This is a genomic window from Phragmitibacter flavus, assembly GCF_005780165.1.
In the GTDB taxonomy this organism is placed as follows: domain Bacteria; phylum Verrucomicrobiota; class Verrucomicrobiia; order Verrucomicrobiales; family Verrucomicrobiaceae; genus Phragmitibacter; species Phragmitibacter flavus.
In genome coordinates this window covers 200,428-221,461 of the sequence record NZ_VAUV01000010.1, presented here as the reverse complement: position 1 = coordinate 221,461, position 21,034 = coordinate 200,428, and the positions used below count along the sequence as shown (strand labels likewise).

Annotated in this window: 17 protein-coding genes; 7 read left to right on the top strand and 10 right to left on the bottom strand. The window is 56.5% G+C overall.

Translation table 11 applies throughout. From position 1 onward, the window contains the following. Nucleotides 1–48 precede the first annotated feature (48 nt). Nucleotides 49–3,567, top strand: coding sequence for a DNA polymerase III subunit alpha (gene dnaE / locus FEM03_RS15170; RefSeq protein ID WP_138087127.1), 3,519 nt, complete (start codon nucleotides 49–51; stop codon nucleotides 3,565–3,567). A 108-nt stretch (nucleotides 3,568–3,675) separates the two neighbouring features. Here dnaE and FEM03_RS15165 read toward each other — a convergent pair whose 3' ends face one another. Next, nucleotides 3,676–4,251, bottom strand: coding sequence for a class I SAM-dependent methyltransferase (locus tag FEM03_RS15165; RefSeq protein WP_138087126.1), 576 nt, complete (start codon nucleotides 4,249–4,251; stop codon nucleotides 3,676–3,678). Between the two features lie 153 nt (nucleotides 4,252–4,404). Between FEM03_RS15165 and FEM03_RS15160 the strand changes: the two genes are divergently transcribed. Together FEM03_RS15160 and corA are read left to right on the top strand one after the other, a co-directional pair. Then, nucleotides 4,405–5,544, top strand: a complete 1,140-nt coding sequence (locus FEM03_RS15160; protein WP_138087125.1) for a hypothetical protein — start codon at nucleotides 4,405–4,407, stop codon at nucleotides 5,542–5,544. Nucleotides 5,545–5,553: 9 nt separating this feature from the next. Further along, nucleotides 5,554–6,663, top strand: coding sequence for a magnesium/cobalt transporter CorA (corA, locus tag FEM03_RS15155; protein ID WP_138087124.1), 1,110 nt, complete (start codon nucleotides 5,554–5,556; stop codon nucleotides 6,661–6,663). Nucleotides 6,664–6,758: 95 nt separating this feature from the next. Here the strand turns inward: corA and FEM03_RS15150 are convergent, their stop codons facing one another. From FEM03_RS15150 to FEM03_RS15130, 5 genes are all read right to left on the bottom strand, one after another. Beyond that, entirely contained in the window at nucleotides 6,759–7,466 is a 708-nt protein-coding gene (locus FEM03_RS15150) for an ABC transporter ATP-binding protein (RefSeq protein ID WP_138087123.1), read from the bottom strand. Beyond that, nucleotides 7,459–8,253, bottom strand: a complete 795-nt coding sequence (locus FEM03_RS15145) for an ABC transporter ATP-binding protein (protein WP_138087122.1) — start codon at nucleotides 8,251–8,253, stop codon at nucleotides 7,459–7,461. The genes FEM03_RS15150 and FEM03_RS15145 overlap by 8 nt, the downstream gene beginning before the upstream one ends. After that, the gene (locus tag FEM03_RS15140; protein ID WP_138087121.1) at nucleotides 8,250–9,185 is read right to left on the bottom strand and encodes a branched-chain amino acid ABC transporter permease; all 936 of its coding nucleotides are present in this window, start codon (nucleotides 9,183–9,185) and stop codon (nucleotides 8,250–8,252) included. The genes FEM03_RS15145 and FEM03_RS15140 overlap by 4 nt, the downstream gene beginning before the upstream one ends. Continuing rightward, a complete protein-coding gene (locus FEM03_RS15135; RefSeq protein WP_138087120.1) occupies nucleotides 9,182–10,093 on the bottom strand; it encodes a branched-chain amino acid ABC transporter permease in 912 nt (303 codons plus the stop codon). The genes FEM03_RS15140 and FEM03_RS15135 overlap by 4 nt, the downstream gene beginning before the upstream one ends. A gap of 83 nt (nucleotides 10,094–10,176) precedes the next feature. Further along, nucleotides 10,177–11,322, bottom strand: a complete 1,146-nt coding sequence (locus FEM03_RS15130) for an ABC transporter substrate-binding protein (protein WP_138087119.1) — start codon at nucleotides 11,320–11,322, stop codon at nucleotides 10,177–10,179. A gap of 132 nt (nucleotides 11,323–11,454) precedes the next feature. Between FEM03_RS15130 and FEM03_RS15125 the strand changes: the two genes are divergently transcribed. The 4 genes from FEM03_RS15125 (at nucleotide 11,455) to FEM03_RS15110 (ending at nucleotide 15,487) form a co-directional block, all read left to right on the top strand. Continuing rightward, a complete protein-coding gene (locus FEM03_RS15125) occupies nucleotides 11,455–12,234 on the top strand; it encodes a glycosyltransferase family 2 protein (RefSeq protein WP_138087152.1) in 780 nt (259 codons plus the stop codon). Nucleotides 12,235–12,244: 10 nt separating this feature from the next. After that, nucleotides 12,245–13,357 carry a glycosyltransferase family 4 protein gene (locus FEM03_RS15120; RefSeq protein WP_138087118.1) on the top strand — a complete coding sequence of 371 codons (1,113 nt, stop codon included), beginning with the start codon at nucleotides 12,245–12,247 and terminating at the stop codon, nucleotides 13,355–13,357. Between the two features lie 192 nt (nucleotides 13,358–13,549). Next, complete coding sequence (locus FEM03_RS15115) at nucleotides 13,550–14,257, top strand: response regulator transcription factor (protein WP_138087117.1); 708 nt, start codon at nucleotides 13,550–13,552, stop codon at nucleotides 14,255–14,257. Nucleotides 14,258–14,374: 117 nt separating this feature from the next. Then, nucleotides 14,375–15,487, top strand: coding sequence for a sensor histidine kinase (locus FEM03_RS15110; protein ID WP_138087116.1), 1,113 nt, complete (start codon nucleotides 14,375–14,377; stop codon nucleotides 15,485–15,487). Nucleotides 15,488–15,583: 96 nt separating this feature from the next. On the opposite strand, the gene phoU is transcribed toward FEM03_RS15110, so the two are convergent. The 4 genes from phoU to glgX form a co-directional block, all read right to left on the bottom strand. Then, the gene (gene phoU, locus FEM03_RS15105) at nucleotides 15,584–16,255 is read right to left on the bottom strand and encodes a phosphate signaling complex protein PhoU (protein ID WP_138087115.1); all 672 of its coding nucleotides are present in this window, start codon (nucleotides 16,253–16,255) and stop codon (nucleotides 15,584–15,586) included. 99 nt (nucleotides 16,256–16,354) lie between these two features. Then, nucleotides 16,355–18,115: a 4-alpha-glucanotransferase gene (locus tag FEM03_RS15100; RefSeq protein WP_138087114.1), complete on the bottom strand. Its 1,761-nt coding sequence runs from the start codon at nucleotides 18,113–18,115 to the stop codon at nucleotides 16,355–16,357. A 119-nt stretch (nucleotides 18,116–18,234) separates the two neighbouring features. Continuing rightward, nucleotides 18,235–18,771, bottom strand: a complete 537-nt coding sequence (locus tag FEM03_RS15095; RefSeq protein ID WP_166442888.1) for a DUF4142 domain-containing protein — start codon at nucleotides 18,769–18,771, stop codon at nucleotides 18,235–18,237. A gap of 64 nt (nucleotides 18,772–18,835) precedes the next feature. Continuing rightward, complete coding sequence (gene glgX, locus FEM03_RS15090; protein ID WP_138087112.1) at nucleotides 18,836–20,956, bottom strand: glycogen debranching protein GlgX; 2,121 nt, start codon at nucleotides 20,954–20,956, stop codon at nucleotides 18,836–18,838. Between the last annotated feature and the right edge of the window lie 78 nt (nucleotides 20,957–21,034).

The window sequence follows — 21,034 nt, the reverse complement described above, 5'->3', positions numbered from 1 at the left end:
GGGGTGAGGGTTGCGCGGGGGGAATAGCTGTTTTATGTGAGTTGGACGATGGCAGATTCGTTCGTTCACCTTCATTTACATACGGAATACTCGATGCTCGATGGGGCGGTGAGGATTCCGGATTTGATGGCGCGGGTGAAGCAGTTGGGGATGCCGGCGGTGGCAATGACGGATCATGGCAACCTGTTCGGGGCCATTGAGTTCTATCAGGCAGCGCACAAGGCGGGGGTGAAGCCGATCATTGGCTGTGAGGCTTATCTGGCGCCGGGATCGATGGCCGACAAGAAGGATGTGGCGGGGCGCAAGCGCAGTTCGCATCTGACGTTGCTGGCGGCGACGAACGAGGGGTATGCGAATTTGGTGAAGCTGGTGACGAAGGCGCACCTGGATGGGATGTATTCGAAGCCGAGGGTGGACAAGGACGCGCTGAGGGAGCATGCGAAGGGGTTGATTTGTTTGAGCGGGTGTTTGGTGGGGGAGATCAATGAGTTCATTTTGTCGGATCGGGAGGACGAGGCACGCAAGAGCGTCGAGGAGTTCATCGACATTTTTGGGCGCGAGAATTTTTATCTGGAGATCCACAACCATGGGATGGATCAGCAACGGCGCATCATGGAGACGCTGGCGAGGTTTTCGAAGGAGTTTGGGCTGAAGCTGGTGGCGGCGAATGATGTGCATTTTTTGAACAAGGCGGATCATGAGGCGCATGATGTGATGATCTGCATCGGCACGGGCGCGAACGTGCATGACGAGAAGCGGCTGCACTATTCAGAGGAGGTGTATTTCAAGACGGCGGAGCAGATGCGGCAGTTGTTTGCGGAGTTTCCAGAGGCGTGTGATGCGACTTTGGAGATTGCGGAGAAGTGCAATGTGACGATGAAGCTGGATGCGGCGAGCATTGAGAAGTATCCGCAGTTCACTCCGCCGGATGGATCGGAGCGTGGGGAGTATTTGCGGAAGATGTGCATCGCCGGGATGGAGCAGCGGTATGGCAAGGAGCGGGCGCATGAGGATGCGTTGCTGACGGAGCGATTGGAGTATGAGCTGGGGGTCATCAACCAGATGAACTTCACGTCGTATTTCTTGATCGTTTGGGATTTTATCAAGTGGGCTCGGGATCATGGCATTCCAGTGGGGCCGGGACGTGGTTCGGCGGCGGGATCGCTGGTGGCTTATGCGTTGGGGATCACGGATCTTTGTCCGATCCGTTTTGGGTTGATCTTTGAACGGTTCTTGAACCCTGAGCGGGTGTCGCCACCGGATGTGGACATTGACTTTTGCCAGACACGCAGGCCGGAGGTGATTGAGTATGTGCGGCAGCATTATGGCGAGCGGTCGGTGAGCCACATCATCACCTTTGGAACGATGGGCGCGAAGAGTGTGGTGCGCGATGTTGGCCGGGTGTTGGGGTGGAGTTATGGCGATGCGGATCGCTTGGCAAAGATGATTCCGGCGGATTTGAAGATGACGCTGGCGAAAGCCCGGGAGCAGAATCCTGAGCTGAAGGTGTATCTGGAGACAGACGCGAATGCGCAGCAGTTGTGGCAGTATGCGACGTTTCTTGAAGGGTTGTCACGGAACGCAGGGATCCATGCAGCGGGGATTGTGATTGGGGATCAGCCGCTGGACAATTTTATTCCATTAACTCGTGGAAGTGAAGATGAGGTGGTGGCGCAGTTTGCGATGGGTCCGCTAACGGATGTGGGCATGTTGAAGATGGACTTCCTGGGGTTGAAGACCTTGACGGTGATCAAGGATGCGGTGGATTTTGTGAGGTTGAGAAATCCGGGCTTTGATCTGGATGCGGTGCCGCTGGATGATGCGGCGACTTATGAGCTTCTGAAGAAGGGCGAGACGATCGCGGTGTTCCAAATGGAATCTGGCGGGATGTCGAACACGTGTCGGCAACTGGAGCCGGACCGCATTGAGGAGATCATTGCGTTGCTGGCGTTGTATCGTCCGGGCCCGATGGATCTGATTCCGTCATTCATTGCGCGTAAGAAGGGGACGGAGAAGGTGGAGTATCTGCATCCGTTGCTGGAGGATGTCAGCAAGGAAACTTACGGGATTCTGATTTATCAGGAACAGGTGCAGAAGGCGGCCAACTTGCTGGCGGGATTCACGCTGGGGGCGGCGGATTTGTTGCGTCGTGCGATGGGTAAGAAGAAGCTGGAGGAGATGATCAAACAGCGGGAGTTGTTTGTGAAGGGGTGTGAGGAGACCAATCAGATTCCGACCAAGAAGGCGAATGATATCTTCGACTTGTTGGAGAAGTTTGCGGGTTATGGATTTAACAAGTCGCACTCGGCGGCTTATGGGATTGTGACTTATCGGACGGCTTATCTCAAAGCGAACTATCCGGTCGAGTTCATGGCGGCGGTGTTGTCGTATGAGGTCAACAGCACGGATAAGATTGCGGGGTTTGTCAGTGAGTGTCAGCGGATGGGGATTCAGATTTTGCCGCCGGACGTGAACAAGAGTGCCTTGAAGTTTGCACCGGAGTGTGTGGAGGGAAGTGAGGAGCCGAATGCGATTCGTTATGGATTGTCGGCGGTGAAGAATGTGGGCGAGGCGGCGATGACGTCGGCGATTGTGGAACGGGAGTTGCATGGACCGTTCAAGGACGTGGAGGATTTTGCTTCGCGGGTGGATTCGCGGCAGTTGAACAAGCGGTTGATGGAGGCTCTCATTAAAGTGGGAGCGCTTGATTTCTCAGGCGAGCATCGCGCGGCGATATTTGATCGGATTGACGGCGTGTTGCAGATGGCGGCGAGCCGGCAGAAGGAGAAAAAGTCGGGGGTGATGAGTTTGTTTGGGGATGATGAGATGGTGACGACGAAGGCACCGGTATCGCATCAGAGCACGGTCAAGGCGTGGAGCAAAGAAGAGGTGATGGCGTTTGAAAAGGAGTTGTTGGGTTTCTATGTCTCTGGGCATCCGTTGGACAACTTCCGGCATGTGTTTGAGAGCAAGAAGGTGACGGCGCTGGCGGATTTGCAGGATCAGAAGGAGGAGAAAGTGACGGTGCATTGTGCCGGTTTCATCCAGAAGCTGGAGATCAAGTTTACCAAGAAGGACAACCGGGCTTTTGCGACGTTTGTGATGGAGGATTTTACCGGCACGGCCGAGGTGGTGATGTGGAATGAGGCGTATGAAAAGTGTCGGGAATTTGTGGTGGACGGGGCGACGATTGGGGTGCGGGCGAGGTCGGAGCGTGATGATCGGACGGAGATGGTGCGGTTAACGGCGCAGGATGTGAAGCCATTGAAGCCGGGCAAGTCGAAGGTGGAGGGGGCTGGAGGCAATGGCTTTGGAAGGGCAAAGGGCGGGGTGAGGAAGTTTTACAAACCGGTGGTGTTGCTGCTCGATGCGGCGAAGCACGGGGTGGGGGATTTGGAGACGATTGAGCGGTTGTTGAAGGAAAATCCCGGTGAGGTGCCGGTAAAATTGTGTGTGGTCACGGCGTCAGGGGAGCGGGCGATGCTGGCGCTGCCAGGGGATTATGGCGTTTCGAATGAGGCCGTGGCGGGCGAGGCGCTGCGGAGTTGGGTGTTTGTGGGGGCGTGAGGTCCCATTTGTTCATGACCGACGATACGTCGGTGATCCGATGGGGAGAGAGCAATGATTGCCGACGACACTTCGGCACTCCATGGACTGAGCGCCGGAACGTCGCGGTCAGGCGGCACCGAGCATGTAGGCTGGTTCGGCTTCGGCTTCGGCTTGAGCCCGGGTGCGGGCGGTAGAGACGGAGGGACTTTTTTGGAGAACGGTGAAGCTCGAGCCGTTGAAAATCTCTGTCAGATCAAAGTCGGGGATCCATTGCTGGATGATGGATTTTTCATCAGGGCGGTTGCTGTCGTCGAGGATAATTAGACCGCCGGGGGTGAGATTGTTAAAGATGCAGGAGGCACCACCGCGCACTTTGGGTTTGGTGTTTTTGGGTGGTCCGTCGACCAGGATGAGGTCGTAGGAAGAGTGGCTCCAAAGACCAGTGGAATAGAATGAGTTTGAGTTGTGATCGAGGGGGCAATGATAGAGGGTCACTTGCGGAAGATCCTGGAGCTTGAGTTTGTGCTTGAGGTAGTAAGGCTCCTGATGCTCAAGAGAGGTGATCAGGGCTTGAGGGAAGGTTTCGGCAAACACGCGGGTGCTGCGGCCGGGGCCAAATTCGAGGATGCGGTCTGGGGCGATTTGTTGAGGGAGGATGTTACGAATGTATCGCTCGAGGGACCGGGAAATGCGCCAGAACATGATGGATGATAAATGACGTGATGATTTTACAGATACCTGCCTCCTGGCAGAGAACAAAGCGGTGAGATACAGCAGGGCATGAACGGCGCGATGGAAATTAACGCGGGGGCTGGTGAACTTTTTGTCACCTGACTGGAGGCGGTTTTGCGGCCAATGCTGAGGGTGTCCATATCTGAATCCGTTGTCCCCTCGCTCAAAGGTGAGATTGTCTATTTTTACGCCTGTGACATGGCTTATGAGTTGCGCAGGCCGGAGCTGAATGTGTTGCTGGGCAAACCTTTGGTGCCCCATCAGATTGGACCTTCTAAGCGGAGCCCAAGACAGCAACTTTTGTATGTGCCGAGAATTGCGCGGCTGGATCCAGTAATGATCCCGCTGGGGGAAGGGCTGGCGGAGTGTCAGCGAACGGTGAAGGTTTTGCCGATTGGTGCGGTGAGCATCACGCTACGGTTTCCATTTGAGGTGGCGGGGCTGGAGGAGTTGGTGGGGCTGCATCATTCGATGCTGGCGAAAGGGGTGCTGCATGATCAGGCGAAGGAACTGGCGGAGAAGCTGAGGGTGGAACTGGCGCCGATTTCCGTGCGGCCGGTGGCGAAGTTGCAGGAAGGGGAGGATTACACGGTGTTTTGTGTGGAGACGCCGAAGGTCAGGGAGGGGGACGCGCCGTTTAAGGGGGAGACGTGGTTGCAGGAGCATCGGAGAACGATTGCCGCATTGGTGACCCTGGAGCCGGAGAGCGCGAGGCTCTCACAGCAGGAATCGATGGAGTCGACCAGCCAGCATCTTTCCTATTATGACAGCGATCTTCTGGTAGCGGACTGGGATGCGGCGCTGGTGGTGGACAGGGCGGCGGATTTTGAGGAGACGTTGTATGTGCTGGAGGTGGCGAACTTTCAGCTTGAGGAGTTGATCGCGTATGACCGGTTGCTGGATGGGGCATTGGAAAGATCGTATGCGGATCTGTTGAAGCCGGCCAAGTTTTTCAGGAAGAAAGGGTTGCTGCCACATTTGCGCGAGGTGCGGATTGATCTGGCGAGGTTTAGTGACGAGCTGTCAAACATCACCAAGTTTTTTGGCGACTGGCATCTGGCCAGGATTTATGAGACAGTGGCGCGCCGGTTTCACCTGGCGGACTGGAACCGGACATTGGATGACAAGTTGAAGACGCTTGATGATCTTTACGAGATGTTGAAGCAGGAACAGAACCATCGCCTGATGGTGGTTTTGGAGGGGTCGATTGTGGCGATGTTCTTGCTCGATATTGTGATGTTGTTCGCGGGTTTGTCGAAGTGATGGAAACGTATGTCTGATGATTCGTCTCCCATCTTCCGCCGTGCTCGACCACAGGTGCCTGGTTCAGCGCCGGGGATTCATTTGGATGAATTGAAGGCGATGCCGAGTGGTCCGGGCAAGGTGGTGGTGACGTGCATGGATTATGACGCGCTGCATTGTCAGACGACGGTGGTGGGGGAGATGGATGAGTTTTTGAATCATCACCGACCGGAGTGGGTGAAGGTGCGGTGGATCAATGTGGCGGGGGTGACGGACATGGGGGTGATTCATGCGCTGGCCGCGAAGTATCAGCTTCATCCACTGGCGATTGAAGACATGCTGCAAGGGGGATGCCGGTCAAAGGTGGAGACTTATCCGGGCGACGAGTCGCATCATGCGAGGACGTTCATCGTGGCGAGGAAGATTCACATGGCGGACGGGACGCTGCATTGTGAGCAGATTTTTTTCTTTGTTGGGGAGCATACCTTGCTGACGTTTCAGGAGAGTCACCAGGGGGTTTGGGATCCGGTGAGGGAGCGTGTTTGCAAGGAGGGATCGCGCTTAAGAGGGCGTGATTTGGGGTATCTGGTTTATGCGTTGCTCGATGCGATCGTGGATCACTGTTTTCCGGTTTTGGAGCATTACAGTGACTTGCTTCAGGATTTGGAGATCGAGGTGCTGGATCATCATGAGCCGGCGCTGATCAAACGGATTCATCATGCGAAACGGGAAATGATGTTGTTGAGGCGCGAGTTCCGACCGATGCGTGAGGTGATTCATCAATTGCAGCATGGGGATCACGCGAATTTAACGGCGGATACGGCGGTGTTCATGCGGGATCTTTATGACCACAGTTTGCAGGTGATCGAGATGCTGGAGACTTATCGAGACATTGCGTCGAGTCTGACGGAGACTTACATGAACGCGAATAGTCAGCGGATGAACTCCATCATGAAGGTGCTGACGGTGATCGCGACGATTTTTATGCCACTTTCATTTATCGCAGGGGTGTTTGGGATGAACTTTGCGCGGATGCCGGAGTTGCAGGCGGGATGGGCCTATCCGTTTGGTTTTTGGGGGATTTGTGCGGGGGTGGCGGTGGGGATGGTGTGGATGTTTCGGTGGAAAAGGTGGTTGTGATGGGGGGCTTGTGTAAGTATCCTAAAGTTATGTCCGACGACACGTCGGACCTCCATGGTTTAAGACCGACGACACGTCGGTGGTCCCAGTGGGGGTTAGTGCCCGAGGTAGGCTTCTTTGACTTGGGGGTCTTCGCGGAGTTTTTGGGACTCGTTTTCTAAGAGGATTTTGCCGGTTTCCAAGACGTAGCCGTAGTGGGAGATGGCGAGGGCAAGGTTGGCGTTTTGTTCGACGAGAAGGATGGTGAGGCCGCGCTCTTTGTTGATGGCGACGATCTGGTCGAAGATGGCGCGGACGAGGATGGGGGCGATGCCAAGGGAGGGTTCGTCGAGCATGAGGAAGCGGGGCTTACTCATGAGGGCGCGGGCGATGGCGAGCATCTGTTGTTCGCCTCCAGAGAGGGTTCCCGCAGCCTGGTTGATGCGTTCTTTGAGGCGGGGGAAGACCTGAAAGGAATAGTCGAGATCGGCGGCAATTCCGTCTTTATCGCGGCGTAAGTAAGCGCCCATCTGGAGATTTTCTTTGACGGTGAGGTTGGCGAAAACCATGCGACCTTCAGGGACGTGGCACAGGCCTTTGGAGACGATCTGGTGGGGTGGCTCGTTGGTGATGTTTTGGCCGTCGTAGGTGACGGTGCCCCCGCGCACCTTGGCTAGGCCGGAGATGGCACGGAGGGTGGTCGACTTACCGGCTCCATTGGCTCCGATGAGGGTGACGATGCTTTTGGCGGGAACCTTCAGGCTGATGCCGTGGAGGGTCTTGATAGAGCCGTAGGCGACTTGGAGATTGTTGATCTCAAGCATCGATGGGAGTTTGTTTGGTGTTTTCGGTGCCGAGATACGCTGCGATGACTTTGGGGTCGCGCTGGACTTCGGTGGGGGTGCCTTCGGCGATTTTAATGCCGTATTCGAGGACGGCGATGCGCTGGCAGATACCCATGACGACTTTCATGTCGTGCTCGACGAGCATGATGGAAATTTTGAAGCGGTCTTTGATGAATCGGATGAGGGTCATGAGCTCTTCCTTTTCGGTGGGGTTCATGCCGGCGGCGGGTTCGTCGAGGAGGAGGAGTTTGGGTTTGGTGGCGAGGGCGCGGACGATTTCGAGTCGGCGTTGGTCGCCGTAGGGCAGGGATTTGGCGGGTTCGTCTTTGAGGGGGCCGAGGTCGAAGATGTCGAGGAGTTCGCAGACCTGGAAGCGGATGTCGGACTCGCGTTGTTGGAAACCTTTGCCGCGCCAGAGGGCGTCGCGGATGCCGTGGTCGCGGTGGACCTGGGTGGCGACGCGGACGTTGTCGGCGACGCTCATGGAGCCGAACAGGCGAATGTTTTGAAAAGTGCGGGCGATGCCGAGTTTGGTGAGGTGATGGGGGCGCAGGCTGGCGATGGATTTGCCTTGGAATTCGATGTGGCCGGAGGTGGGTTGGTAGACGCCGGTGATGAGGTTGAAGGCGGTGGTTTTGCCGGCACCGTTGGGGCCGATGAGGCCGTAGAGCTGGTTTTCTTCGAGGGTGAGGTTGAGTTCGGAGACGGCGGTGAGGCCGCCGAATTTGATGGTGGCGTTTTTGACTTGGAGGAGCGGAGAGCTCATGCTTTGGCTCCTTTCTTTTTGCCGCTGAGGGTGAAGAGACCCTGTGGACGGAGGAGCATGAGGCCGATGATGAGCAGGGCGTAGATGATCATGCGGTAGTCGGAGAACTGGCGCAGGAATTCGGGAAGGAGGGTGAGCAGGATGGCGGCGAGCACGACGCCTGCGGTGCGTCCCATGCCGCCGAGGACGACCATGACAACGATGTCGACCGACTTGAAGAAGTCGAAGCCGGTGGGCGCGAGGAATTGTTTGTGGTGGGCGTAGAGCCCTCCGGCGATGCCGGCGAAGAAAGCTCCGGCGACGAAGGCGGTGACTTTGTAGCGGACGGGATTGATGCCCATGGAACTGGCGGCGACCTCGTCATCGTTGACGGCGATGAAACCGCGTCCGTAGGTGGAGTTGACGAGGGAGGCGATGACGTAGATGGTGATGCCGACGAGGACGAAGGTCCAGCCGAAGGTGGTGAATTTGGGGATGCCTTTGAGGCCGGAGGCGGCACCGACGGATTCCATGTTTTGGACGATGACGCGGATGATTTCGCCGAAGCCGAGGGTGACGATGGCGAGGTAGTCGCCGCGGAGTCGGAGGGAGGGGACGCCTACGATGAGGCCGGCGAGGGCGGCGAGGAGTCCGCCAAGAATGAGGGCGGCGACGAAGATGAGGGGCTGGAGTTCGGGAGGGGTGAGGGGGACGACGACGAGGGAGAATTTGGCGGCGGCGTAACCTCCAACAGCCATGAATCCGGCATGGCCGAGGCTGAACTGACCGGTGTGGCCGTTGACGAGGTTGAGGCTGGTGGCGAGGATGATGGCGATGCCGCAGTCGATGGCGATGCCAAGGTAATAGCGGTTGAACTGGTCGGAGAACAGCGAGATTCCGACAGCAATGGCGATGCTGATGAACAACCAGCGTTTGGCTCCTTGGTGGTTCATACTTTCTCGACGGTGGCTTTGCCGAGGATCCCGGCGGGTTTGAAGAGGAGGATGAGAATCAAGATGGCGAAGGCGATGCCGTCGCGATAGTTGGAAAGTCCGGGAGTGCCGCCGGCGAAGGTTTCGAGGAGGCCGATGATGAGTCCGCCGATGGCCGCGCCGGGAAGGTTGCCGATGCCTCCGAGGACGGCGGCGACGAAGGCGCGGATGCCGGGTTGCATGCCCATGAGGGGTTCGATGCCGGGGGCGCGCATGGCATAGAGGATGCCGGCGATGGCGGCGAGGGCGGAGCCGAGGGCGAAGGTGAAGGAGATGATGCGGCTGATGTTGATGCCCATGAGTGAGGCGGCCTGCTGGTTGAAGGAGACGGCGCGCATGGCGGTGCCGATGCGGGTGCGCTGGACGATGAACCAGAGGGCGAAAAGGAGCAGGATGGTGGTGACGACGACGACGATGTCGTTGCTGCTGATGATGATGTTGCCGAGTTTGAAGTCGGCGGCGGGCATCAATGGCGGGAAGGCGCGGGTGGCGGCACCGAACACGGCTTCATGCTGGCAAGTGAACTCGATGAAGAGGGAAACGCCGATGGCGGTGATGAGGACGGTGAGACGCGGTCGGTTGCGCAGGGGGCGGTAGGCGAGCAGTTCGATGACGATGCCGATGATGGCGCAGATGGCGGCGGAGAGCGCCATGATGACGATGGCACCGGTGAAGGAGGGAAGGGGAATGATCGGGTGGACGACGGGGGCGAGGAAGAACGCGGCGTAGGCACCGAGCATGAGGATGTCCGCGTGGGCGAAGTTGATGAATCGCAGGACGCCGTAAACCATGGTGTAACCCAAGGCGATGAGGGCGTAGATGGACCCGAGGGCGAGTCCATTAACGGATTGTTGGAGAAACCAGTCCAAAGGGGGGAAGTTGAGAGTTGAAAGTTGAGGGTTGAGAGTCTGATCGGAGACGGCTCAACCCTTGGGATCAATCTTCTTCGGGCTTAGGGAGCGACGGTTTCGAGGAATTTGAATTTGCCGTCTTTCACTTGCAGGATGACGGCGGCTTTGACGGCGTCGCGTTTTTCGTTGATGGCCATTTTGCCGGTGACGGCTTCAAATTCTTTGGTGGCGGCGAGGGCGTCACGGAGGGCGGGGCCATCGGTGGTGCCGGCGCGGGTGATGCCGTCGACGAGGAAGTAGGCGGAGTCATAACCAAGGGCGGCCATGGCGTCAGGGACTTTGTTGTTGAAGCGTTTTTTGTAGGCTTCGATGAAGGCGAGGGCTTTGGGGGATCCGGCTTCGGTGGAGTAGTGGGTGGAGAAGTAGTGGCCTTCAACGGCGTCTTTGCCGATGTCGACGAGGGTCTGGCTTTCCCAGCCGTCGCCGCCGAGGAGGGGGATGGTGAGGCCGAGTTGTTTGGCCTGGATGGCGATGAGGGCGACGTCGGTGTAGTAGCCGGGGATGAAGACGGCGTCGGGATTGGCGGATTTGATGGCGGTGAGCTGACCTTTGAAATCTTTGTCGCCGCCGTTGAAGTCGAGTTCGGCCACGATTTCACCGCCGAGTTTTTTGATGCCTTCCTTGAAGAACTGGGCGAGGCCTTTGGAGTAGTCGCTTTTGACGTCGGTGAACACGGCGACTTTTTTGGCCTTGAGGGTGTTGGTGGCGAAGTTGGCCATCACGGTGCCCTGGAAAGGATCAATGAAACAAACGCGGAAGATGTAGTCGCCGACTTCGGTGACCTTGGGATTGGTGGAGGCGGGGGAGATCATCGGGATGCCGCTTTGCTGGGCGATGGGGGCGGCTTCGAGGGAGCGGCTGGAGGCGACTTCGCCGAGGATGGCGATGACGCCGTCTTTGGAGATGAGTTTATTGACGACGTTGGCGGGTTCACCGGCTTTCGACTGGTCGTCTTCGGTGATCAGTTTTATCGGTTTGCCGAGGACGCCGCCGGCTGCGTTGATTTCCTCGATGGCGAGGAGGGTGCCTTCGTGGGAAGAAACTCCGAACGTGGCTTCTTTTCCGGTGAGGGAGGCGAATTCACCAACGAGGATGGTGTCGGAACTGCCGCCTTTGCATTGGGTCAGGACGGCAAGCAGCGCTGCGGTGGCGCCGAACAACAGAAAATGACGTCGGAGTGTATGCATAGGATGAATTTGTGTGGCAGGTGGCGTGCCACGGCAAGGGATAATGAAAAAAATCGTCGGTCTTCGAGATGAAAGTTTTTGGAGGTTTGGGGTTTATTTTTGGGGTGGTTGGTTGTTGGTGAAGGCGTGAAGATGCCGCTGCCGATTTCTGTTTCGATTGTTTCCTGCAATGAGGAAGGCAATCTGGCGCGCTGTTTGCGAAGTGTGGAGGGACTTGCCCGGGAGATTGTGGTGGTGGATTCGGGATCGAAGGATGGAACGGTGGCGGTGGCCGAGTCGTTTGGGGCGAAGGTGACGCATCAGGCCTGGTTGGGGTATCGGGACCAGAAGAATGTGGCGCTGGGACTTTGTGAGGAGGAGTGGGTGCTGGCGTTGGACTGTGATGAGGAGTTGTCGCCGGAGTTGCGGGCAAATGTGGAGGCGTTTTTTGAGGAGGGCTTGGACAAGCGGTTTGATGGGGCGTCGTTTAACCGCAAGGTGTGGTTTATGGGGCGGTGGATTTTGCACGGCGACTGGTATCCGGATACGAAGCTGCGGTTGTTCCGTCGGGAGAAGGCGAAGTGGGCGGGCAGTCCGGAGCATGATTACATCGAGCTGGAAGGAAACAACCGCACCTGGCTGCGCGGGGATTTGCATCACTTTTCGTTTCCGTCGATCAACCGGTATGTGGAGAAGATCAACGGGTTTGCGGATGTGTTTTTGCAGAGGCAGGTTGATGCCGGGAAATCGTGGTCGCTGGCAACGAATGTGTTCCGACCGTGGTGGCGTTTTTTCCGCGCTTATGTCATTCGCCGTGGGTTTATGGATGGGTTTCCAGGGTTGTGGATCGCGGTGGCGACGGCGTTTTCGGCGTTTGTGCGCTACAGCCGGAAGTATGAGGATGAAGTCAACGAAGTGAAAAGTGAAAAGTGAAAAAGGGATTATGCGTGTTGCTTTGATTTATCACCAGTTTGTTCCTCGTGGGGGGTTGGAGGGGTATTTGATGGAGTTTGCGTTCCGGCTAAGGTCGGAGGGGCATGAGGTCTTGGTGGTGACGGCTGAGGCGGACGAGAAAGCGCTGGAAGAGTTGAAGCTGGAACTGCGGCTGGTGCCGGTGGCGAGGGGTTCGGGATTGGTGAGGTTGTGGCAGTTTGAGCGGGTGGTTTCGCAGCTTTCGAACGAAGATTTGGGGGTGGATGTGTCGATTGGGTTTGGTAGGACGACATCGCATGATCTGCATCGGGCGGGCGGGGGATGTCATAAGGTTTATTCGGGCTTGCTGCCGATTTGGAAGCGCTGGTCGATGAAAAATTTGCTGGAGTTGCAGTTGGAACAGGAGCTCTATTCGGGGGGAAAGACGCGGTTGTTTGTGGTGAATTCGGGTGAGGTGGCAAAGCAGGTGCATGCGGTTTATGGAACACCGATGGAGCAGTTTCGGGTGATTCACACGGCGGTGGATACGACCAAATTCAAACCTGCGGCGGATCGGGCGGCTTTGCGGACGAGGGTTTGTGCGCAGATGAAGTCGGATGCGGCTCGGCCTGCGGTGTTGTTTGTGTCATTGAATCATCGGCGCAAGGGACTGGATGCGCTGCTGGAGGCGTGGGAGGAGGTGGATGCCGATTTGTGGATTGTAGGAAAACCGCTGGATGCACGCTATCGGGTGCAGGTGGCGACGTATGGGCTGACGGGGCGGGTGTTTGCCTTGGATGCGAGATCGGATGTGGGGATGTTGTATCAAGCGGCGGACTGGTTTGTGCATCCGACCTTGTATGATGCGTGTGCGAACACGGTGTTGCAGAGCATGGCTTGTGAGTTGCCGGGTTTGATCTCGGTGGATGATGGGGCGATTGACATGGTGGATGATGGGGTGACCGGGTTTTTGTTGACGAGACCGAGGGACGCATCGGCGGTGGCGGGGGATGTGAGGCGTGCGCTGTCGTTGGGGGAGGCAGATCGGGTGAGGATGGGAAAGGCAGCACGGGAAAAGGTGTTGCCGTTGACGTGGTCGGCGCACATTGCGAAGTGGCAGGCGGTGATTAAGGAGATGGAGTGAGGTTTTTTGGGGAATGGGGGATGCGGGCGTGGAGACAATCGTGCCAGGCAAAATGCCTGACTCACCCACAGGCTGCAAGCCTGTGTCACATCTGTGGGATCCGGCGCTCCCAGGGGTGACGATCTTGTCACAAATGGTGAATTGTGGGATGTTTACGGAATTGACACAATGATCGAAGTAAATATTCCTGCCATGTCCGACTCCGACAAACCTGTTATTCTGATTGCTGATGATGAAGAAGATGTGCGTGAACTGGTGGGCATGAACCTGCGGCGTGCGGGATTTGCGACGGAGGAAGTCGCAGATGGTTTGCAGGCTTTGAAGCGGGTGAAGGAGTCGAAGCCGGATTTGATCGTGCTGGATGTGATGATGCCAGGTCGGGATGGTTTGCAGGTGTGCGAGGAGTTGCGGATGGTGGAGAGCACCCGATTGATTCCGATCATCATGCTGACGGCCAAAGGGCAGACGGAGGATCGAATTTCAGGACTTGAGCATGGGGCGGATGATTATCTGCCGAAGCCATTTAGTCCCAAGGAATTGGTGTTGCGGGTGCAGGCGTTGTTACGTCGTTCTGGGCCGGTGGGGGATGGGACGGAGTTGAAAGTAGGGCCGTTCGTGTTCGATTTATCAGCGGTGAAGCTGACGGTGTCAGGCGAGCCGATGGACTTGACGTTGCTGGAGTTCAAGCTGTTGCATTTGCTGGCCAATCATGAGGATGAAGTGGTGGAGCGGGACACGATTCTGCGGGAGGTGTGGGGTTATTCGGAGTCGGTGCGCACACGCACTTTGGACACGCATGTGAAGCGTTTGCGTGAGAAGCTGGGCGACTATGCGGACTGGGTGCAGACCTCGCGTGGATTCGGCTACATTTTTAAGGCACCTGCCGCCGTGTCGGTGTAGCTCTTCTGGGTGGACTTGGACATGACCGGACTTTTTTTAGGTAGCCTTTTGCTCGCGATCATTCTTGCGGTGGCATGGCGTCGCTCGTGCGACAAAATCAGGGCTCTGGAAAGAGAGATGGCGCGTCAAAAACGCGATGAGGAGGTGTTTTTGCAGCACTCGCAGCGTCGGGGGGAGATGTTGCACCGGCTGGTGGATGGGATTGATGACGGGCTGTTCATTGTTGGCAACGATCAGCAGATCTTGTTTGCGAACCGTGGGGTGCTTCGATTTTTTCCCTCGATAGCGGACCCTGTCGGACGTCCCTTTTTGGAATGTGTCAGGGATCACCGCATTGCTGAGGTGGTGGCGAATGGGGCGCGCAGCGGGCGGCGCTTGCGGGAGGAGTTGCTGGTGTCCATGCCGGGGGACAGCATGGGCGGGGAGCGTGTGTATTCGGTGGAGGCGGTGCCGTTGTCGAGCAATGAACCGGCGGGGCTGGATGGGGCGGTGCTGGTGATTTTACGGGATGAAACGCAGAAGCATCATTTGGAAAAAATCCGCAAGGATTTTGTGGCGAATGCTTCGCATGAGCTGCGCACGCCATTGTCGATCATCATTGGTTACCTGGAGAATTTGAAGGAAGGGGACATCACTGATCCGGTGGAGATCCAACGGGCGTTTACGTTGATGAAGAAACATGGGGACCGGCTGGCTTCGATCGTGGAGGATTTGCTGGTGATCAGCCGGATGGAATCCGGCCAGACGGAGGCGCTGCGATTGGAGGTGTTCAATTTCGATGCCTGTGCTCAGGACGTGGTGCATCGGTTGAGTCCGATGGTCGCGAACTCCAAGTCGAGGGCATCGTTCAAGGTCGATACGGGAGAAGATCCATCGGTGTTTGGTGACCGGTTTTACTGGGATCAAATTTTGTTCAACCTGGTGGGAAATGCGATCAAGGAAAACCAGGGGGGCGGAGTCAAGATTGTGGTGAGGCTTCGTCAGGAGCCGGAGTTTTCGGTCATTGAAGTGAGAGATGACGGGGTGGGGATTCCACTGGCAGACTTGCCGTTTGTATTTAAGCGGTTCTACCGTGTGGCGCGGCATCATTCTCAAGAGATCAAGGGGACGGGATTGGGGTTGTCGATTGTGAAGAGGGCCGTGGAGGCGCATCATGGGACCATCTCGGTGCACAGCAAACCAGGGGTGGAGACGGTGTTCACGATCCGCGTTCCGCGCAAAGGAAGTTAAAGTTCAGGGAAGGATAAGGACGAGAGAAGTGAGCACAAAAAACCCACCGGATTAAGGGTGGGTTTCGAGATTGGGATGTTTGCCTTTTCTTGAAGACTATTGCGTGTGGCGGATGTCGCGGGCGGCACCGGCGTAGACGGCGTCTTCACCAATGTTGACGGCATGGTCACCAGCGCGCTCAAGGAAGCGGGCAACGAAGACAAGGTCGATGTAATCCTTGAGGTGGCCGGTATCTTCTTCCATCCGGCGGGTGACACGGGCGATGAATTCGTTCTGCTGTTGGTCGAGTTCGCGGTCACGGGCCTTGAGGCTGGTGGCGAGTGGCATGTCCTCTTCGGTGAAGGAGCGGACGGCATCCTGCAGCAGGTTGTAGGCCTGGCTGTAGATGGGCTCGAGCATGCGGGTTTCGGGGAGTTCGGAACTGTTGATCAATTTGCGACCGCGGCGGGCGATGTTCACGGCCTGATCGCTGATGCGCTCCAGATTGCTTGAAGCTTTCATGGCGCTGACGACCCGGCGAAGGTCCTGTGCCATGGGGGTAAAGCGGGTGAGGATGGCAATGCCTTCTGCGTCGATGGTTTTTTCGAGTTGATCAACCTGTTCGTCGTCGGCGATGACCTGATTGCAAAGATCAAGGTCGCGCTGGAGCAGGCCCTTCACGGCGTCGTTGAGGTTCTGCGTCGAAAGACTGGCCATCTTGAACAGGTTCTGGCGCAGTTGGGTGAGCGCGTTGTCAAAGTTGGAGAGGATGTGACGGGGTTCGTTCATGAATGGTGTTGCGATGAGTGGCTTGGAGGGTTTTGCACCATGGCAGGGTGGGTGCCGGGGGCTATTGCGGAGTTGTGACGTTTGCGTAACAAAACCATCTTATCGTAGGAGAGAATGGGGCGAATTACCAGCAAGAAGGGAATTTGTTTTGGCGACATGGGGTTCTGTCAGGTGGCGGCCGGTTTCTCGTAGGAGCCGTGAGGCGGTGGCGATTCGGGGACCGTAGACGGGATGATGCTCCAGCTCTTCAAGGGTGAAATCCAGTCGCTCGCACCAAGTCTGGTCACCGTAGCTGCCAGGCAGATTGAAGCGCAGGGTGGTGCCCAAGAGGTCGGGAATCATCAACACGGCGAGCAGACAGGGCGTTTTGAACAGTGAGCGTTGGAGGGCTGCCAGCAGTTCCTCGTTGAGGGAATCGGGAGGGGAGGATTGCCATTCGGCGAAATTGAGGAGGTTTTGGAGGGCGAGGTTTTGTTTGATGAAGTGGTTCTGGTAGATGCTGGCGATGGGGGCGTGATCGTGATTGCCGTAGGAGACGAGGCTGAGGGGACGATAGGAACTGGCGGGGTTGATGCTGCCGTTTTCGTTGGTTTCCAAGAGTGGGAAGGTGAGGCTGGGCAACTGGAGGTCTTCGAGTGCCGTGCGCATGTAGTCGGGCATGGCTCCCATGATTTCGGCGAAGAGGAACATGGGGCCGGCGGCTTCGCGGAAAATGGAAATGAGTTCGCGGCCTTGCAGGTCGTTCATGGCCGAAGTGGTTGGATCTTCGTCTGGACCCGGGACGAAGCGGGGCATGCGTCCGCCCGTTTTTTCGGCGGCTTGATTTTCATCGAGAAGGGCAAACTCGGAGTGCTGAGATCCGCCCTGCCAGGGGAACATGTAGGCACGGAAATAACCTCGAAGGTGGTCGATGCGGCAGATGTGAAAGTATTGGGCTTCGCTTTGAACCCGGCGACGCAGCCATTCGAAATTGGTGGAGCGATGATTTTCCCAACGATAGGGCGGCAGGCCCCAGTTTTGACCCCACCGCTCGGAGTCTTTGTTGGTGTCGAAGTAAACGACGGGACGGGTGCCCATGCTCCAGTCGGTATCGAAGAGTTCGCGGTGCTGCCAGACATCGGCGCTGCTTTTTGATACGCCAAAACTGATTTCTCCCATGAGCTGGATAGCTTGGGTGTCGGCATGCGCACGCACGGCGGTCCACTGTCGATGGGCGACCCATTGAATGTAAGCGAGGGATCGGCGGGTGGTGTGCAGGCGTTCATTTTCGGGATGAGCGAGCAGCCACGTTTCAGCGCTGTCGTAACTTTGATGTTCGGGACGCCATTGTTCCCAATGCGGGTTGTTGTCATATTCGCCTACCAAAGTGCGAAACAACGTGTAACCGGGCAGCCAGTCGGATTCGGATTTTTGAAACGACTCAAATTCATCGATCAATGATTGGTCATTCTGAAGGATGAATTGATCAAACGCGTGCTGCAAAATTTGCAGTTTGAGGGAGTGAACGAGGCCGTGTTTAACTGCCCCTTCACGGACCTGGACCAGCCATGATTCAGGAGCGTTGGATTGAAGGATATTCCGTGTAAGGCCGGGAACGCTGGCTTCATCAAGATCGAGGGTAAGCAGTGTCGGTGAGAGGGCGCGTGAGCTGATTGGGTTGTAAGGGCTGTGATCGCCAACGGTGTCGTGAATGGGCAAAGTTTGCAGAACTTCAAAGCCATGACGTTTACAGAAGTCGATGGCTTCCATGACGGCCTTGGTATCGCCGATGCCGAAATCATCGGGACGGCGAAGGGCGAACACGGGAATGAGGAGGCCGGCGGCTGGGTGGGCAAAGGGGGAAGGTGATGAGGATGGCATGGCGGCTAGGGGTAAAAGAAAAAAATGCGGCGGCGATACCAGGTCATGGCACCACCGCCGCACTTGATTGGCAGGTCAAACGCTGCGGTTGCAGACAGTCAAACTACCAACAACGAAGGTTAGAGTTTTTCTTCGAGAGCTTCAGCGGCTTCGTGATGGGCACGGACCATAGGAAGGGATTTGTCGACCCAGGCTTTCCATTCACCGTCCTTGGCATCTTTCGATTGCTCTTCAAATGCGTCGATGCATTCCTCGTGGGTTTCTTGAACCGCATTGAGGAAGGCCTTGTCGAAATCTTTACCGGATTCCTTCTCAAGACTCATCACCGTTTTTTCGGCATCTGGGTCATTGGCGGCAGTGAGATCAACACCTTTGGCGGCTGCCAACGCGGCGATTTCCGTGTTCATGGCCGTGTGGTGGGCAACCAGTTTGGTGGCCAGCGCTTTCACTTCGGCATGCTCTGCTTTTGCGGCACCCAGTTCGGCAATTTTCACTTCTGCCTTACCTTGAATGGCAGCTTTTTTGATGGCGTTGGCGTCAGCCATGTTCACGGCGCCTTCTTTATCGGCAGCGGAAAGTGGTTGAGCGATGAACAGGGCGGCTGCGGCAAGGGCGATGGCCTTGCCAGCATTTCTGATGATGGAGTTTTTTTTCATAGTGGTGTTTTGTTTTGGTTTGGTTTGTTTTGGTTTTCGGGGATGGGTTGCAGCCATGCATCGTTCAAGGAGTCGTCGTAAAGACGGCAAGGGAACGGGAAGGCATGGTGAAGGGGGCGGCGTCTTTCAGGCCGTTTTCAAAATCGATGTCAGCCGTGGCAAGCCGGAATGTCCATGACTTGCCATCAATCGAAGGAAGAACGGTTCTCATGTCTTCGTAGTGACCATTCATCATGACCAATACCGTGTTGCTTTGGCGCGGTTTCCCGTCGTCATCGATCTCCAGCAAAGCTGAGCCGGGGAGAAGCATGCCGAAGCAACGCACATAACCTGCATGCCAGTCTTCGTCGCTCATCTCGCGACCGTCATGGTTCCACCAAAGGACATCTTTAGGCAGACCTTCTGCAGGTGATTGACCGGTAAGAAAATCTTTGCGGGACAAAACGTGTTCCGACAGGCGGAGCTGGATCAGCGCCTTGGTGAAATCCAGCATCTCCTGCTGATCGGCATCCCATTCCCAAGAAAGCCAGGTAAGATCGTTGTCCTGGCAGAAGGTGTTGTTGTTGCCGTTCTGGGTATGCCAGCGCTCATCACCGGACAGGATCATCGGCACGCCTTGTGAAAGGAACAGGGTGGCGAGCTGGTTTTTGGCCTGGCGTTTGCGCAGTTCACGGATGCCTTCGTCATCGGTCTCGCCTTCGACGCCGCAATTCCAGCTTTCGTTGTCGTTGGCACCATCGCGATTGCCTTCGGTATTGGCCTCGTTGTGCTTGTCATTGTAGCTGACAAGATCGCGCATGCAGAATCCGTCGTGGGCGGTGATAAAGTTGATGCTGGCATGAGGCTGGCGACCGCTGTGATTGTAGAGGTCGGCGCTGCCACTGAGGCGTTGGGCAAGTTCGTTGGCGCGATCAGTGCCTTTCCAAAAGCGACGGACTTCATCACGATAACGTCCATTCCATTCGGCCCATCCGGTGGGGAAATTGCCGACCTGATAACCGCCCATGCCAATGTCCCATGGCTCTGCGATCAGCTTCACGCGTGACAGCACAGGATCCTGTGCGATGGCGTCGAAGAAGGAACTGAGTTTGTCCCATCCGTAAAGTTCGCGGGCAAGGGCGCTGGCGAGGTCGAAGCGGAATCCGTCAACGTGCATCTCAGTGACCCAATAACGCAGGCTGTCCATGAGCAGACGGAGGCCGGCAGGGTTTTGCATACTCAAGGTGTTGCCGCATCCGGTGAAGTCTTCATAATAGCGGGGATGCTCTTGGGAAAGTCGATAGTAGGAGGCGTTGTCCAGACCACGGAATGATAGGGTGGCCCCGCGTTCGCTGCCTTCGGCGGTATGATTGTAAACGACGTCGAGGATGACTTCGATTCCGGATTGATGGAGACGTTTGACCATGCCCTTGAACTCACTCATCGCCGCATGCGGGTCATCGGTGGAGGCATAAGTGGGCTCGAAGGCGAAGAAGGAGAGCGTGTTGTAACCCCAGTAGTTGGTGAGGCCACGATCAGTAAGAAACGAATCGTCAAGATGATGATGGATGGGCAGAAACTCCACCGCCGTGACGCCGAGATCCTGAAGATAGGACATGGCTTCATCGGACGCAAATCCGGCATAAGTTCCCTGAATTGATTCGGGAATCCCGGGAAGTTTTTTAGTTAGTCCTTTGACATGGGTTTCATAGATGACCGTGCGGTGCCATGGAGTAAGTGGCGGTGTGTCATCTCCCCAGTCGAAGGAAGAGTCCATTACCATGCCGAGAGGCGCTACGGCAGCCGAATCTTGTTCGTCGAAAGTGAGGTCGGCACCGGGATCGTCAATGCGATATCCAAACAACTCGGGGGTCCAGGCTTCGAGCTTTCTGCCAATGGCTCTTGCATAAGGATCGAGCAAGACCTTGTGGGGATTGAACCGATGTCCTCGGGCGGGATCGTAGTCGCCATGAGCCCGATAGCCATAGAGCTGGCCGGGTTTGATGCCGCTGATGTGTCCATGCCAGATGTGGTTGGTGCATTCGGGCAACGGGATGCGGGTTTCTTCATGGGTTTCTGCGTCAAACAAGCACAGTTCCATTTTGACGGCATTGGCTGAGAAAACGGCGAAGTTCACGCCATCGGAATCGGGAGTGGCACCAAGAGGATGCGGGAGGCCTGGACGAACAGTGGGATCGAAGCTCATAGTTATTTTGAGTGATTTAGCAGTGGTGGGTTTGAGGAAGACCGTGTTCGAGGGGAAGTTATTGGGCAGTTAGATGCT

Bases quoted from the DNA above. Each gene is read 5' to 3' on its own strand.
- dnaE (WP_138087127.1), top strand. From the start codon at position 49: ATGGCAGATTCGTTCGTTCACCTTCATTTACATACGGAATACTCGATG.
- FEM03_RS15165 (WP_138087126.1), bottom strand. From the start codon at position 4,251: ATGTTCTGGCGCATTTCCCGGTCCCTCGAGCGATACATTCGTAACATC.
- FEM03_RS15160 (WP_138087125.1), top strand. From the start codon at position 4,405: ATGCTGAGGGTGTCCATATCTGAATCCGTTGTCCCCTCGCTCAAAGGT.
- corA (WP_138087124.1), top strand. From the start codon at position 5,554: ATGTCTGATGATTCGTCTCCCATCTTCCGCCGTGCTCGACCACAGGTG.
- FEM03_RS15150 (WP_138087123.1), bottom strand. From the start codon at position 7,466: ATGCTTGAGATCAACAATCTCCAAGTCGCCTACGGCTCTATCAAGACC.
- FEM03_RS15145 (WP_138087122.1), bottom strand. From the start codon at position 8,253: ATGAGCTCTCCGCTCCTCCAAGTCAAAAACGCCACCATCAAATTCGGC.
- FEM03_RS15140 (WP_138087121.1), bottom strand. From the start codon at position 9,185: ATGAACCACCAAGGAGCCAAACGCTGGTTGTTCATCAGCATCGCCATT.
- FEM03_RS15130 (WP_138087119.1), bottom strand. From the start codon at position 11,322: ATGCATACACTCCGACGTCATTTTCTGTTGTTCGGCGCCACCGCAGCG.
- FEM03_RS15125 (WP_138087152.1), top strand. From the start codon at position 11,455: ATGCCGCTGCCGATTTCTGTTTCGATTGTTTCCTGCAATGAGGAAGGC.
- FEM03_RS15120 (WP_138087118.1), top strand. From the start codon at position 12,245: ATGCGTGTTGCTTTGATTTATCACCAGTTTGTTCCTCGTGGGGGGTTG.
- FEM03_RS15115 (WP_138087117.1), top strand. From the start codon at position 13,550: ATGTCCGACTCCGACAAACCTGTTATTCTGATTGCTGATGATGAAGAA.
- FEM03_RS15110 (WP_138087116.1), top strand. From the start codon at position 14,375: ATGGCGCGTCAAAAACGCGATGAGGAGGTGTTTTTGCAGCACTCGCAG.
- phoU (WP_138087115.1), bottom strand. From the start codon at position 16,255: ATGAACGAACCCCGTCACATCCTCTCCAACTTTGACAACGCGCTCACC.
- FEM03_RS15100 (WP_138087114.1), bottom strand. From the start codon at position 18,115: ATGCCATCCTCATCACCTTCCCCCTTTGCCCACCCAGCCGCCGGCCTC.
- FEM03_RS15095 (WP_166442888.1), bottom strand. From the start codon at position 18,771: ATGAAAAAAAACTCCATCATCAGAAATGCTGGCAAGGCCATCGCCCTT.
- glgX (WP_138087112.1), bottom strand. From the start codon at position 20,956: ATGAGCTTCGATCCCACTGTTCGTCCAGGCCTCCCGCATCCTCTTGGT.